The organism is Geobacter sp., assembly GCF_030834625.1.
Classification (GTDB): domain Bacteria; phylum Desulfobacterota; class Desulfuromonadia; order Geobacterales; family Geobacteraceae; genus Geobacter.
Genome location: NZ_JAUQXO010000045.1, coordinates 28040 through 42021 on the forward strand (window position 1 = coordinate 28040; position 13982 = coordinate 42021).

At 57.4% G+C, this 13982-nt stretch carries 14 protein-coding genes; 13 read left to right on the plus strand and 1 reads right to left on the minus strand.

Features of this window, described 5'->3' with window-relative positions; all coding sequences use genetic code 11:
- Positions 1–9: 9 nt before the first annotated feature.
- The 13 genes from pyrE to RCH91_RS11735 all read left to right on the plus strand — a co-directional run bounded on the left by pyrE (position 10) and on the right by RCH91_RS11735 (position 12534).
- Complete coding sequence (gene pyrE, locus RCH91_RS11675) at positions 10–558, plus strand: orotate phosphoribosyltransferase (RefSeq protein ID WP_306535122.1); 549 nt, start codon at positions 10–12, stop codon at positions 556–558.
- A gap of 61 nt (positions 559–619) precedes the next feature.
- Entirely contained in the window at positions 620–1297 is a 678-nt protein-coding gene (locus RCH91_RS11680) for a YkgJ family cysteine cluster protein (RefSeq protein ID WP_306535123.1), read from the plus strand.
- A 55-nt stretch (positions 1298–1352) separates the two neighbouring features.
- Positions 1353–1589 (plus strand): exodeoxyribonuclease VII small subunit, encoded by a 237-nt coding sequence (locus RCH91_RS11685; RefSeq protein ID WP_306535124.1) that lies wholly within the window; start codon positions 1353–1355, stop codon positions 1587–1589.
- A 57-nt stretch (positions 1590–1646) separates the two neighbouring features.
- A complete protein-coding gene (locus RCH91_RS11690; protein WP_306535125.1) occupies positions 1647–2540 on the plus strand; it encodes a polyprenyl synthetase family protein in 894 nt (297 codons plus the stop codon).
- Positions 2540–4417: a 1-deoxy-D-xylulose-5-phosphate synthase gene (gene dxs / locus RCH91_RS11695; RefSeq protein WP_306535126.1), complete on the plus strand. Its 1878-nt coding sequence runs from the start codon at positions 2540–2542 to the stop codon at positions 4415–4417. The genes RCH91_RS11690 and dxs overlap by 1 nt, the downstream gene beginning before the upstream one ends.
- 102 nt (positions 4418–4519) lie before the next feature.
- Positions 4520–5800 carry a peptidase MA family metallohydrolase gene (locus tag RCH91_RS11700; RefSeq protein ID WP_306535127.1) on the plus strand — a complete coding sequence of 427 codons (1281 nt, stop codon included), beginning with the start codon at positions 4520–4522 and terminating at the stop codon, positions 5798–5800.
- A gap of 110 nt (positions 5801–5910) precedes the next feature.
- Positions 5911–6321, plus strand: coding sequence for an Rrf2 family transcriptional regulator (locus RCH91_RS11705; RefSeq protein ID WP_306535129.1), 411 nt, complete (start codon positions 5911–5913; stop codon positions 6319–6321).
- Positions 6322–6473: 152 nt separating this feature from the next.
- A complete protein-coding gene (locus tag RCH91_RS11710; protein WP_306535130.1) occupies positions 6474–7826 on the plus strand; it encodes a cytochrome ubiquinol oxidase subunit I in 1353 nt (450 codons plus the stop codon).
- 1 nt (position 7827) lies between these two features.
- Positions 7828–8856, plus strand: coding sequence for a cytochrome d ubiquinol oxidase subunit II (gene cydB / locus RCH91_RS11715; protein ID WP_306535131.1), 1029 nt, complete (start codon positions 7828–7830; stop codon positions 8854–8856).
- Positions 8857–9420: 564 nt separating this feature from the next.
- On the plus strand, positions 9421–10839 hold the full coding sequence (locus tag RCH91_RS11720) for a hypothetical protein (protein ID WP_306535132.1): 1419 nt from the start codon (positions 9421–9423) through the stop codon (positions 10837–10839).
- Between the two features lie 95 nt (positions 10840–10934).
- The gene (locus RCH91_RS11725) at positions 10935–11339 is read left to right on the plus strand and encodes a hypothetical protein (protein WP_306535133.1); all 405 of its coding nucleotides are present in this window, start codon (positions 10935–10937) and stop codon (positions 11337–11339) included.
- A 2-nt stretch (positions 11340–11341) separates the two neighbouring features.
- Positions 11342–12028: a C39 family peptidase gene (locus RCH91_RS11730; RefSeq protein ID WP_306535134.1), complete on the plus strand. Its 687-nt coding sequence runs from the start codon at positions 11342–11344 to the stop codon at positions 12026–12028.
- Between the two features lie 8 nt (positions 12029–12036).
- On the plus strand, positions 12037–12534 hold the full coding sequence (locus RCH91_RS11735; protein WP_306535135.1) for a hypothetical protein: 498 nt from the start codon (positions 12037–12039) through the stop codon (positions 12532–12534).
- A gap of 18 nt (positions 12535–12552) precedes the next feature.
- Here RCH91_RS11735 and RCH91_RS11740 read toward each other — a convergent pair whose 3' ends face one another.
- A complete protein-coding gene (locus tag RCH91_RS11740) occupies positions 12553–13941 on the minus strand; it encodes a transporter (RefSeq protein ID WP_306535137.1) in 1389 nt (462 codons plus the stop codon).
- Between the last annotated feature and the right edge of the window lie 41 nt (positions 13942–13982).

Below are 13982 nucleotides of genomic sequence, written 5' to 3' on the forward strand. Positions count from 1 at the left end.
GATTCGACCATGACTGACCGGGAGCGCTTGAAACAGATTATCCTCGAACTTTCTTACGAAAAACGGAAGGTGACCCTCGCCTCTGGCAGAGAGAGCGACTTCTATTTCGACGGCAAGCAGACCACCCTCCACGCCGAGGGAGGGCTCCTGGTCGGCAAGCTCTTCTACGAAGCGATACGGGACGTGGAAGGGGTTCATGGGGTAGGGGGGATCACCCTGGGAGCCGATCCCATCGCCACTGCCACCTCCATCGCGGCGTACCTTGATGGTCGTCCCATGCATGCCTTCATTATCCGCAAGGAGCCCAAGGGGCACGGCACCGGCCAGTGGCTCGAAGGGCGCAAAAACCTTCCGCCAGGGTCGAGGGTCGTCATAGTCGAGGACGTGGTCACCACCGGCGGCTCCTCCATGAAGGCGGTGCGCCGTGCCGAGGAGGAAGGACTGGTTGTGCTCGGCATTGTTGCCCTCGTGGACCGGGAAGAGGGGGGGCGCGAAAACATCGAGGCTGAAGGAGTCTGGCTGAGGAGCATATTCACCAAGTCTCAGCTTGTCGCCTGATAACGATTGAGCATGGAGCAGAGAGGGCGGGAATTTCCCGCCTTCTTTTTTTTGGGGGCACATGAACACAATTCTCGGGGAATACCGGGGCCTGCTGTCCGACGTGGACCAGTGGTTCAGCCGCTGCATTACACAGTCTGGAGAACGCATCCGCTGTGCCGCAGGATGTGCCGAGTGCTGCAGGGGACTCTTTGACATCACGCTCCTCGATGCGGCGCTTCTCAAGCAGGGCTTCGACCGCCTCGATGGCGAGACGCGGGAGCGGGTGCTCGTTCGGTGCCGGGAGCGCCTTGCGGGGCTGCGGCGGCTCTGGCCCCAGTTCGATAATCCCTATATCCTCAACGACCATCCAGAAGAGGAGTGGGAACTCTTCATGCCCGAGGATGACGAAACTCCCTGTCCGCTCCTGGGGTCGGACAGCAGGTGTCTCGTTTATGACTACCGTCCCATGACCTGCCGGCTCCATGGTCTTCCCCTTGTGGACTTGACGGGCGAGGTACACCACGACGAGTGGTGCACCCTTAACTATGTCGGCGACGACCCCCTTGCCGACGCGGGGATCAGGGAAGACTTCACAAGGATTTTCCAGGAGGAGGTACGGCTCTTTCGACACTTCTCACGAAAGCTTTTGGGGCGGGAATTCCGCGAACTCGACACCTTCATCCCGACAGCCATCCTCATTGACTTCACCCGGTTCGACTGGCATCGCTTTGCCGCTGCGTTTACCGCAACTCCTTGACTCACTATGTCTAATCGGTATAATGAACCCTTCATTTTTGCGAGGAAGGATTCCCATGGCCGTTGAAAAGTTCGAGACTGCACTCAAAAAGCTTGAAGAGGTGGTGAACAGGCTGGAGAGCGGGGAGTTGACCCTCGAGGAGTCCCTGAAGTCCTTCGAGGAAGGGGTCAAGATGGCTGCCTTCTGCACGAAGAAGCTGGACGAGGCGGAAAAGAAGGTGGAAATCCTGCTCAAGAAGAAGGACGGCAGTTTCGCGAAGGAAGAGTTCCGTTATGAGAACGACGGCCACTAGGGTAATAGGGGCTGTTCTCCCGTGTCCCTTATTCAATTTCACGTAAAGCGAGTTTTCATGGACCTGAAAAGCTATCTAAAAGAACGCTGCGCCTTGGTCGATGAAGCCCTCAGTCGCTATCTTCCCGGTGAGGGCGACCTTCCCTATTCCATCCACCGCGCCATGCGCTATTCGGTCTTCGCGGGGGGAAAACGGGTCCGGCCGGTCCTGATGCTCGCCGCCTGCGAGGCAGTGGGAGGGACGCCCGATCTTGCACTTCCTGCGGCATGCGCCATGGAGATGATCCACACCTATTCCCTCATCCACGATGACCTGCCGGCCATGGATGACGACGACTTCCGGCGCGGTCGCCCCACCAACCACAAGGTCTTCGGAGAGGCAATCGCCATCCTTGCCGGCGACGCGCTCCTCACTGAGGCGTTCATCCTCATGAGCAACCCCGATTATGCGGCCACGGTGGGACCGGCGCGACTTCTCCCGGTAATCCACGAAATCGGTCTCTGCGCCGGTTCGCGGGGGATGGTCGGCGGCCAGGTGGTTGACATGGAGAGCGAGGGGAAGCGGGATATAGACCTGGCCACGGTGCAGTACATCCACACCCACAAAACCGGCGCCCTCATGAAGGCGTCGGTCAAGGCGGGCGCCATACTCGGCGGCGCCGACGGCGAGGCCCTTGTTGCTATAACACGGTACGGCGAGGCCATCGGCCTTGCGTTCCAGATCGCCGACGACATCCTCGATATCGAGGGGACCACCGAGCAGATCGGCAAGGACGCCGGCAGCGACCAGGCCCGCGGCAAGGCCACCTATCCCGCGGTCATGGGGCTCGCAGACTCGAAGCGCCGGGCCCAGGAGCTGGTGGACATGGCCCTTGAATCCCTCGCCCCCTTTGGCGAGATGGCCGAACCGTTGCGGGAGGTCGCCCGCTACATCGTATCCCGGAAATCCTGATGACATCCATACTCGACAGCATCGAGTCCCCCCGTGACCTGAGGGTGCTATCTCCTCGAGAGCTTGTGCAACTTGCCGGCGAGCTCCGGGAGCAGATCATTGCCGTCTGCGCCAGGAACGGGGGCCACCTGGCTCCGAGCCTCGGCGTGGTCGAGCTGACCCTGACGCTCCACCGGGTATTTGAATCCCCCACGGACAGGATCATCTGGGACGTGGGGCACCAGTCATACGCCCACAAGCTGATTACGGGCCGGCGCGACCGGTTCGCAACGCTTCGCACCCTCGGGGGAATCAGCGGTTTTCCTAAGCGGTGCGAGTCCCCCCACGACGCCTTCGACACGGGACATACCTCCACATCCATTTCGGCTGCCCTCGGCTTTGCCGCTGCCCGGGACCTTCGGGGGGAGAGGAACAAGGTGGTTGCCGTCATCGGCGACGGCTCCATGACCGGCGGTATCGCCTACGAGGGGCTCAACCACGCGGGGCACCTGAACAAGGACCTAATCGTGGTCCTGAACGACAACGAGATGTCCATTGCCGAAAATGTGGGCGCCCTGTCGAACTTCCTGAACCGGACCGTCACCAGCGAATTCGTCCACACCATGAAGAAGGACCTGGAGGGTTTCCTCGGTGGACTCGACCGGATCGGCCGCGGGGTCCTGAAGGTGGCCAAACGGGCCGAGGAGTCCCTCAAGGGGCTCTTTACCCCCGGAATGCTCTTCGAGGCCTTCGGCTTCGAGTACATCGGCCCCATCGACGGCCACGACATCGACCGGCTCATGGAAACCTTCGAAAAGGTCCGCCGCTTTGACGACGCGGTCCTGATCCATGTCCTGACCAAGAAGGGGAAGGGGTATCGCCCCGCAGAAGAAAAGCCGGCCCTTTTCCACGGCGTCGGACCCTTCGATATTGAAACGGGCAAGGTACTTAAAGGGAAAGGGGGGGCAGCCTCCTACACCGGCGTTTTCGGCGAAGCAATAAATAAAATTGCTGCCGAGGACGAGCGGGTTCTTGCCCTCACTGCCGCAATGCCCGACGGCACCGGGCTTACCGCCTTCGCCGCCGCCTACCCGGAACGCTTTTTCGACGTGGGGATTGCCGAGCAGCACGGCGTCACCTTTGCGGCAGGTCTTGCCGCGGAGGGATATCGGCCGGTTTTCGCCGTCTACTCATCATTCCTTCAGCGGGCCTACGACCAGATCTTCCACGATGTTTGCCTCCAGAATCTTCCCGTCACCTTCGCTATCGACCGGGCCGGCGTGGTGGGGAGCGACGGACCGACTCACCACGGCCTCTTCGATCTTGCGTTCCTGCGGCATCTCCCCAACATGATCCTCATGGCCCCCAAGGACGAGAACGAGCTCCAGCACATGCTCATGACCGCCCTGGAGCATGAGGGACCGGCGGCGGTCCGCTATCCGCGGGGCAACGGCTACGGGATCTCCCTCGACCAGACCTTCCGGGTCTTGCCGATCGGGAAGGGAGAGATTCTGAGGGAGGGGAAGACCGGCACCATTCTTGCCATCGGATCCACGGTCTACCCGGCCCGGGATGCGGCTGAAACCCTGGCGGCCGAGGGAATCGACCTGACCGTTGTGAACGCCCGCTTCGTGAAGCCCCTCGACCGTGACCTGATACTTTCACTCGCCCGCACGACCGGAATTCTCGTCACCGTTGAGGAGAATGTTGTCCAAAGTGGCTTCGGTACGGCGGTGCTGGAACTCCTCGAAGAAGAGGGGATAGAAAGGGTAAAGGTTCTCCGTCTGGGGTATCCGGACCGGTACGTGGAGCAGGGCGAACAGCACGAACTAAGGGCTCTGCATGGTCTTGATGCCCCGGGAATAGCCGGCCGGGTGCGCAGTTTTTTGAAGGATTGAACGAAGCCGGGTAGCTCCCGGCTTTTTTCGTGGCCCCCAGGTTGTGGGTTTGAGGGCCGACTGAACTCAGCCTCGGTGGGCATGAGGACAAAATAGATCACCATGAAACGATCCGCCGCACACACAGTTTTTTTTATCAGCCTCCTTTGGGCCGCAGACTCTTCAATCCCACCGGTTTCCAGCGCCGCTGATCCTCTTCTTCACAACAACTACGGTGTCAATCTCCTTGAAAAGGGCGAAATCGAGAAGGCCATCGAGCAGCTGGAAACGGCCTACGGTCTCTATTCTTCAGATCAGACCCTGAAGGGTAATCTTGCCACCGCCTATACCCTTCAGGGCCAGAAGCTCCTCGACAAAAAATCCTACCCCGAAGCCGCTGTGCAGTTCGAGAAGGCCCTGATGCTTTTCCCCGATGCTCCCCGGTATCATCTCCTGAGGGGTATTGCCTTTACTCTGGCAAAAAATTTTCCCCTGGCGCGGTATGAGCTTCTGAAGGCCCGCGACTTGGGTGGAGACACGGCTGAGGGTCTGTATTTTCTTGGGCGCCTGCACTACGATGCTGGAGAAACGGACGAGGCCCTGGGGTACTGGGAAAAGGCTGCCGCTCTGGCGCCATCCGATGCCTTCTTCGGGGGGCTTCTTGAGAAGATGCGACGTGAGCAGGCCGTTGAGGCTCGCATGGAGCGTGGACACAGCTCCCGCTTCATCGTTTCCTACGATACCGGAGAGGTGCAGACCGGCATTGCTCTGTCGATTCTCGATGTTCTGGAAAGCGCCTACAACAGCGTTGGTACCGATTTGGGGCACTTCCCCGAGGCGCGGGTGCCGGTCATCCTCTATACGAAACGCGATTATCGGGAGGTAACCCGCTCGCCCGACTGGTCGGGGGGACTCTATGACGGCAAGATCCGCCTTCCCATCGGTGGACTTACCGATATTACGCCGGAGTTGCGGGCGACGCTACGCCACGAATACACCCATGCCGTGGTACGTGAGCTGACCAAGGGGAACTGCCCTGTCTGGCTCAACGAAGGAATTGCGGAACTGCAGGGAAGGCTGGAGTCCAACACGCCGCTGGCGGAACTGGGGAAAGCGGCTAAGAGGGGAGAGTTTCTTGCCTTGAGGAGGCTTGAAGCAGGGTTCACCGGGTTGGGAAACCGTGAGGTTCGTCTCGCCTATGAGCAGAGCTATGCGGTGGTAAACTTCATGGTTTTAACGTACGGGTGGCATCGGGTACGGTCAATTCTCGTGAATCTTGGTGAGGGACTGGCGATTGACCAGGCATTTATCAAGGGACTTTCCGACCTGAGCCTTGACCTTGACGGCGTCTTTGGCGAATGGAAAGAATATATGAAGCGGGAATACGGGGGCGAGCAGGAATAGCCGTTCTGGCGGATTCGCATTAATCAGAGCCGAAACTATGCAGAAAAAAACTTGACAGCACAATAATCGTCAGGTATAAAAGGACAAAAATGGTCTTATAGGTATTAATTATGATGGAGCTAACCCGTAAAGGCGAATACGCAATAAGAGGAATTGTCTACCTGGCCCAGTTACCGCCGGGGCAGGTGGCTCTCATTAGCGAGATTGCCGAGGCAGTAGATGTCCCTCAGACGTTCCTTGCCAAAATACTTCAGAGTTTCGCAAAGATCGGGATCGTCAATTCATTCCGAGGAGCAGGCGGCGGATTCATGCTGGGTCGTCCCGCCTCACGGATTACCCTGCGCGAAGTGGTGGAGGCAGTGGAGGGGCCCATCATGCCAAACCGCTGCCTGATTGGTTCAGGAACATGCGAACGTGACAGCACCTGCGGCGTCCATCCGGTCTGGAGGGAAGTACAGCAGCGGGTTGTGGAGGTTCTCGACGGCGTAACCATCGAGGAGCTTGCCGCGCGCCAGAAGTAGCGCAAAATTTTTTTGTCCGTATAAAGGATAAATTTAGTCCGATATGGTATAGTTTGAGGGAATTATTGTTTGCCTATACAAAACAGTTCGTGGTTATCAGCCGTCAGAGGCTACCGATACACACATATCACTCTACAAGGAGGTAAGGACGGATGGACGTGTTAACCCTGAGCAGGCTGCAGTTCGCGGCAACAACCATGTTCCATTTCATCTTCGTACCGCTCACCCTGGGTCTCTCCATCCTCACTGCGTACATGGAAACCAGATATGTCCGCACGGGGGATGAGACCTACCTGAAAATGACCAAGTTCTGGGGGAAGTTGTTCCTGATCAACTTTGCCCTGGGGGTCGTCACCGGCATTACCCAGGAGTTCCAGTTCGGCATGAACTGGGCCGAGTACTCCCGGTACGTGGGGGACATCTTCGGCGCGCCGCTGGCCATTGAGGCAACAGTGGCCTTCTTCCTGGAGTCGGTCTTCATCGGCGTCTGGATCTTCGGCTGGAACAAAGTGTCGAAGGCTACCCACGCTGTCAGCATCTGGCTCGTGGCCATCGCCACCAACCTGTCGGCCCTCTGGATCCTCCTGGCCAACGGCTGGATGCAGAAGCCGGTGGGTTATGTTCTCCGAAATGGTCGTGCCGAAATGGTCGACTTCATGGCCGTCATCACCAACCCCTACGGCATCATCAAGTTTGTCCATACGGTCAGCTCCGGCTACATGGTCGCCGCCTTCTTTGTGATGGGAATTTCGGCGTGGCACCTGCTCCGCAAGAACCAGCCGGACTTCTTCGTCCGCTCGTTCAGGATGGGGGCCACCTTCGGTCTGGTCGCCGCGATACTCGTTTTCCTTTCGGGCGACTTCCATGCGGTGGAGATTGCCAAGACCCAACCTACCAAGTTCGCGGCCATGGAATCGGTATGGGAGACCCAGAAGGGGGTCGGCATGAACCTCTTTCTCCTTCCCGACCCGAAAAACGAGTGCAACGCCGTTGAGCGTTTATGTATCCCTAACATGGTGAGCATGCTTGCATTCCATGACCCCAATGCCGAAATCAAGGGCCTCAAGGACTTTCCGAAGGAGCTACGGCCGCCGGTGCAGCCCACCTTCTGGAGTTTCCGGCTCATGGTCGGGATGGGGACATTCATGACCCTGGCGGCTCTGGTCGGAACAGTCCTCTCCCGGATGAAGAACTTCGAGAAACAAACCCTCTTCCTTCGGATTATGCTCTTTGCCCTGCCACTGCCGTACATTGCAGCGCAGCTCGGCTGGATCGTGGCCGAACTGGGACGGCAGCCCTGGATCGTCTATGGGGTGCTGAAAACCTCCGAAGGGGTCTCCAAGGCGGTTACATCGCCCCAGGTTATCGGTTCTCTGGTGGGCTTCACGCTTATCTACAGCCTGTTGGGCGCCATAGACATCTATCTTCTGGCCAAGTACGCCCGCAAAGGGCCTGACGACGATCTTTCCGGAATTATCAAACCAACAACGGTAAGGGGGGCGTAACATGGAACTGCAGATTACCTGGTTTGTGCTCTGGGGAGTTCTCTGGGCTGTCTACTTCATGCTCGATGGTTTCGTCTTCGGCACCGGAATCCTCCACAATATACTGGCCCGCACCGACGGCGAGAAGCGTGTTCTCATCAATACCATCGGGCCGGTGTGGGACGGCAACGAAGTCTGGCTCATCACCGCCGGCGGTGCCACCTTCGCGGCGTTTCCCACCACCTACGCGCTCATGTTCAGCTATCTCTACACGGCGCTGCTGCTCCTTCTCTTTTCCCTGATCGTTCGGGGGGTATCTTTCGAGTTTCGCGGCAAGCTCGAGGGCGAAGGATGGAAAAAGGCATGGGACGTGGCGATTCAGGTGTCGAGCTTCCTGCCGGCGCTCCTCTTCGGGGTCGCCTTCGGCAATATCTTCAAAGGGCTCCCCATGGACGCCGCCGGCTACCAAGGGTCCTTTCTTTCACTCCTCAACCCCTACGGGCTCCTGACCGGGGTCCTCTTCGTGCTTCTCTTCACGGTGCACGGCGCCCTCTGGCTGTCGGTGAAAACCGTGGGCGACCTGAGCACCCGGGCCAAGGGGATTGCCGACAAGACCTGGCCGGCGCTGCTGGTGGGAGCGGTGGCATTCCTGGCCTACACGAAGTTCGCTACAAAGCTCTTCGACAACTATCTGGCACATCCTCTCCTCTTTGTTGTACCGCTCATGGCCGTTATCGCCCTTGTGGGGATCCGGCTTTTCTCGGCCAAGGGCGCCACGCTCACTGCCTTTGCCTCGTCCTGCGTGACGGTGCTCACGGTGGTGGCGACCGGCGTCATCGGGCTCTTCCCGAACCTGATCCCGTCGAGCCTCGACCCGGCCTACAGCCTGACCATCTTCAACTCGTCATCGAGCCCCTATACCCTGAAGATCATGACCGTTGTGGCGTTTATCTTCGTGCCGATCGTCATTGCCTACAAGATATGGGTCTACAGGGTCTTCAGGGCGCCCGTCACCGAAGCGGATGTTCTGGGGGACAAGCAAGCCTACTGACGCCATTCTCCAACGCGTATGTGGTTGAAAGAGCTCGCGATTGCGGGCTCTTTTTTTCGTTCACTCCTACTTCTTTCGGCGCTTGGCGTGGGCTTCATTCAGAAACTCGGATACCCCTTATCTAGCGTTGAAAAAATTTTTCTTCGGTATATTCCATAAATGTGGATTGTCTTACTTATTGGACAATAACCTCACAATCCATTAATACGACATCATCCAGGGGATAGACCAGTACACTCACCACCATCTTTACGGTTAGCCATGTCTTATGATTTATACACTTTTCAGGATTCGGGGCATTTCAGGTTAAAATGGAGATTATTTAATAAAAACAATTGGTTTTGTTTGTCAAGTCGCTCAAGGCAACTAATCATGTCGCAATCGTTGTACATAGTGCTGAAAAAATTCTAACTTATGAACTCGTTATGCCAAAGATGACCAGTTGTAACTAGCTGGAATTATTTAGCGTTACAAAAATTTAATCAATATTGCATACCTCTTGCACTATGGGTGGAAGGGCACGGCATACAGCCTTGCCACAATAACTTCTACAGGAGGTATGTTATGAGTACGTCGAAGAAGCGCTTGGTGGTGTTGTTTGCTTTTGCCCTCACATTCGGACTCGCATCACAGGTCATGGCGAACCCGACCAACACAGCAACCGACTCGGCACAAAGCCAGACGGCTACGGCTCAGTCGACAGCCGCCACCGAGGGAGTTTCAGCCAACGAGGGCTCCACGTCGGTTGGCGTGAATGACACGTTGAATGGCAATTCGACCTCGGATATTGCCAACGACAAGTCCGACAATAGCAACACCCAGTCGGACTTCAGCAACCAGGACAACGTTGCCAACAACAACAGCGACAACAGTAACACCCAGTCCGATTTTGGCAACCAGGACAACGTTGCAAACGACAGCAGCGATAACAGCACTAACGTAGCTGATTCAGCCAATGACAGCAGCAACAACAGCACTAACGTAGCAGATTCTGCCAATGACAGCAGCAATAGCAGCACTAACGTAGCAGATTCCGCTAATGACAGCAGCAACAACAGCGACAACAGTGATAACAGCACCAATGTAGCTGATTCCGCCAACGACAACAGCAACAACAGCACTAACGTTGCTGACTCCGCCAACGACAGCAGCAATAATAGCGATAACAGCGACAACTCAACACAGACCAACGCAAGCTCCGGAGCTGCCGGCGCCTCGGCTAATAACGGCGCCAATTCAACGGTTAATAACAGCGACAGTAGCACCAACGTCGATGTAGCCGATTCCGGCAACAACAACGACCTGAGTAGCGACAGCAATGCTGCTTCCGACGGCAGCGCGGCCGCTAGCGAAGGTTCAACCATTGATAACAGCACCACCGACAACAGCGATAACAGCACCAACGTTACCGTCGACATTGCCGACTCGCTGAACGGCAATGATCTGAGCGATGATGACGTATCCGCGACCGGTGGCAGCGTCGCAGCAAGCGGCGGGAGTGCATCGATCACCAACAACACGACCACCGACTCCAACAATACCGACAACTCTGATAACAGCGTAAACGTCTCTGCAGACAACAAAGGAATAGCAGCTAACGACAACTCGACGGTCACCGCCAACGTCGACTCCAACAACAACAACGACAACAGCCAAGCCAATGCCGATAACGGCAGCATCGCGGCCAACAATGGTGCGTCCGTCGACAACAGTATCAATGATTCCTTTAACACCGACGACAGCGTTGACGTTACAATTGGTGACATCAGTGTGGCAGTCGCAAACAGCTCCCTTGATGCAACGGTTAGCGGAACCATCAACGCCGGTCCGCCGACTGGAACCTATGCGTCAGGCGCCAACAGGGTCGACAGCAGCGCTTTCAACAACGTGAACGGCATCACGAACGTCACGCAAAACACCGGCGCCATGTCTTCCATCCAGCAGTCGGTTAACGTTCAGGGCAACGTCAACGTTACCAAGTAGGTGCGGTTAAGCGCCGGCGGCGGCTTCTTACCGTCGCCGGCATTTGTCGTGCGGGCCTTCCCTGGAGTCACGGGTAACCCGACAAGGAGCAGTTCATGCGACAATTCATCGACCTCACGGTTGTCGGAGTAGCACTCTCGATAGGTCTTTTTCTGGCCGGCGGGGCGCAGGCGGAGGTGATCTCTTCCGCGCCGGCCGATCAGGTCGACGCGGTTGACGGTTCAGGGTGTGGCGAACCCCTCACGGGAGGGGAACTCCATGAACTCACTGGAGGACAAGGACAGGACATTCAGGTCGATACGGTTACCGTGCTGGAAAGCAGCACACGCCAGAACGCATCAATGCCGGGCAATAGCATAGTGGGCCCAACTACTACCGGCTACAACATGATAGCCGCCGGTGCGTTCACCAACGTCAACGGGATCGCCCCCGTGATCCAGAATTCCGGCAACCACGTGATTATCAACAACTCTATAAATCTTAACCTCTACGTGGACTGACCATGAACCGCATTATTTTCGCCTGTCTCCTTCTTGCTATTACGCCGTCCCTGTCGCTGGCCGGGTCTGTAACCGTCCCGGCGGCGACGGGGGGCACTTTGTCAGTGAAGGTGAAGAGCGTGAAGGAGCTCCGCTTCCGGACCGTTATCAAGCAGCAATATGATTTCAGCTGCGGTTCGGCGGCCCTGGCAACGCTTCTGGCATATCATTACGAGGACAAGGTTTCCGAGCAGGACGTCTTCAAGGATATGTTCGACAAGGGGAATCAGGAAAAAATCAGGCGCGAAGGGTTCTCGCTCCTCGACATCAAAAACTACCTCATTGCGAGGGGGTATCGGGCCGACGGTTTCCGGACCTCTCTTGACAAGCTGGGCTCCATCGGGGTTCCCGCAATTGTGCTCATAAACCACAACGGTTATCGTCATTTTGTGGTGGTCAAGGGGATGAGTGAGCGGGAGGTGCTGCTGGGCGACCCGGCGGCGGGGCTGAAGCGGATGGCGCGGGCCGATTTCGAGCCCATGTGGAACGGGATTCTCTTTCTGATCAGGAACAAGAAGGACGTGGCACAGAGCACTTTTAACCGTTCGGGCGAATGGAGTACTCATGGTAAGGCGCCGCTCGGCATGGCCATGGCTAACAGCGACCTTGCCCGGGTGACCTTTCTTCTCCCCGGCAGAAATGACTTTTAGGTAGTTCCATGAAGATCTCAAGGGGATTCAGGATTATCGGTGTAGCAGCAGCACTGGCCGCCGCCGTACCCGCTGCTGGACAGGTTCTGACGGACCTTGACGGACTAGACGCGCGGGAGGTTGTCTCCGACCAGGAACTGGACAGCATCCGGGGCGGGATAGACATGGGTAACGGATTTTTGTTGCTGTTTAGTGTTGATCAGTTAGTACGCGTTAACGGTGTTCTTCAGTACACAACAACACAACCGGTGCTTTCCCCAACGGGGCAGACCGTCTCACCCGCTTCGCTCCAACGTTTTATGGATCTCTATGGCAGCGGAGCCGGCACCTCTCAACCGGGTTCACCCTCCAATGCCCTGACTCAGCCTCTCATCCAGAACTCTCTCGACAATCAGCCAATTGAAGTCATTACGACGATCAATGCCGCCGCCTTGAACCTCTCTCGCATCCGCTCCATGAACATATCGCCCATGGTGACCGGGCAACTCATCCGATCTCTTCGCTGATAATCCGAGACACCATCCCTAGAAGCTGAAGGGCACCCGGAGGGTAATCTGCACGTCCGGTGCCGCTTCGGTTACCCCGGCGCCGAGGGAGAGGTTTGCCGTCGTCTTATCACCGAGCTTCAGGGAATAGCCAAACAGAAGCGTTCCCACGTGGGTAGTGGTAGCGTTAGATAGTGTGGCACCGTTCTGACTGTCTTTGCCGATGATGCTGTGGTCGTAGCCGAGGCTGAAGGAAACCGCCTCGTTGAGGGCGATCCCCATGCCGAAATTGAAACCGATGGCGTCGCCGGGATCATAGGAATCAATCCCGAGATCCTTGCCACCTTTGGTATCATCCACATCTCTTTCGATGTTCCAGAGGTAACTGACCCCGCCGAAGAGGACAACCGGGTCGGTGGGATAGATGGCCGACAGGCCGAACTGCAGCGCCCAGAACCCCGAGCCTGTTGGCTGTTCCAAAGGTATAAATGCTTCTGGGGTCACTTCAGGATTCTTGTACGGGACATCGAAAGGGCCTGTGCCGGTGTCGCTCTTCACGCGGATACTGGTGATATAGAACGGACCGGTAGTTGGGCTGTTGATTTGGTACCTGATGCCAAATTCCACGTCACCAATCCCATTGCCGTCCGAATCGAACGCTTCTTCAACAAGCCCGCTGCTGATATAGCTGCGAGCCAATGACTTATCCGTCTGGTAGACATAGGGGACTTTAACTTCGAACTCCAGACGGTTGGTCAGGCCGTAGCGGGCCGCCAGAGACCAGACATAGGCATCGCGATCGACGGCCCTGATATCAATGATTCCAACATGAACCGCCGGGACGAACGTGTACCCGACGAGGGCAACCCTGTTGGTCGTGGAATGGGAGTACTGGAACGACGGCTCCACCACCAGCGACCCGCGGGGGGTCAGGACGCCGGGAGCGTCGAAGATGGGTGCCACCTCGGGAGGGCGCTGCTCCTTGGGCTGCTCGGGTGGAATCCCCACCGGCTGCTGCGGCGTAACAGGCGCGGGAGGAGGGGAGGTTGCATCGTCGGGGCCCGTAGCCCGCTGTTCCATGAGCGACTGCACCGTCGTTATCTTGACGGGCTGTGCCGCTTCAGACTGGGTGGAGGGGGCGGCAGGTGCAAGCGAACCGACCCGTGCCTGGAGTTCGTCAATGCGCCGCTGCTGATCGACAAACCGCTGATCAACACTGGTCCGATATTCGCGGAAGCGTGCTTCCTGCTCTTCCAGGGCGCGTTTCTGTTCGGCAAGCTGACGGCTCTGTTCTTCGAGAATCCGGCTCAGTTTCACCAGTTCCTGCCGCGCTTCAGCGGGCATCTCTTCAGCAAGGGCCCCGGCCGGTGCCGCCAGGGTGAGAGGCATCAATACGTATGCCAGGCGTTTCGCATACTTCATAGTCATAACATTCTCTCCTTGCCGCCCGGGCAATAGATGCGGCGGTG

Coding starts and splice junctions, on each gene's coding strand:
- pyrE (WP_306535122.1), top strand. CDS start 10: ATGACTGACCGGGAGCGCTTGAAACAGATTATCCTCGAACTTTCTTAC.
- RCH91_RS11680 (WP_306535123.1), top strand. CDS start 620: ATGAACACAATTCTCGGGGAATACCGGGGCCTGCTGTCCGACGTGGAC.
- RCH91_RS11685 (WP_306535124.1), top strand. CDS start 1,353: ATGGCCGTTGAAAAGTTCGAGACTGCACTCAAAAAGCTTGAAGAGGTG.
- RCH91_RS11690 (WP_306535125.1), top strand. CDS start 1,647: ATGGACCTGAAAAGCTATCTAAAAGAACGCTGCGCCTTGGTCGATGAA.
- dxs (WP_306535126.1), top strand. CDS start 2,540: ATGACATCCATACTCGACAGCATCGAGTCCCCCCGTGACCTGAGGGTG.
- RCH91_RS11700 (WP_306535127.1), top strand. CDS start 4,520: ATGAAACGATCCGCCGCACACACAGTTTTTTTTATCAGCCTCCTTTGG.
- RCH91_RS11705 (WP_306535129.1), top strand. CDS start 5,911: ATGATGGAGCTAACCCGTAAAGGCGAATACGCAATAAGAGGAATTGTC.
- RCH91_RS11710 (WP_306535130.1), top strand. CDS start 6,474: ATGGACGTGTTAACCCTGAGCAGGCTGCAGTTCGCGGCAACAACCATG.
- cydB (WP_306535131.1), top strand. CDS start 7,828: ATGGAACTGCAGATTACCTGGTTTGTGCTCTGGGGAGTTCTCTGGGCT.
- RCH91_RS11720 (WP_306535132.1), top strand. CDS start 9,421: ATGAGTACGTCGAAGAAGCGCTTGGTGGTGTTGTTTGCTTTTGCCCTC.
- RCH91_RS11725 (WP_306535133.1), top strand. CDS start 10,935: ATGCGACAATTCATCGACCTCACGGTTGTCGGAGTAGCACTCTCGATA.
- RCH91_RS11730 (WP_306535134.1), top strand. CDS start 11,342: ATGAACCGCATTATTTTCGCCTGTCTCCTTCTTGCTATTACGCCGTCC.
- RCH91_RS11735 (WP_306535135.1), top strand. CDS start 12,037: ATGAAGATCTCAAGGGGATTCAGGATTATCGGTGTAGCAGCAGCACTG.
- RCH91_RS11740 (WP_306535137.1), bottom strand. CDS start 13,941: ATGACTATGAAGTATGCGAAACGCCTGGCATACGTATTGATGCCTCTC.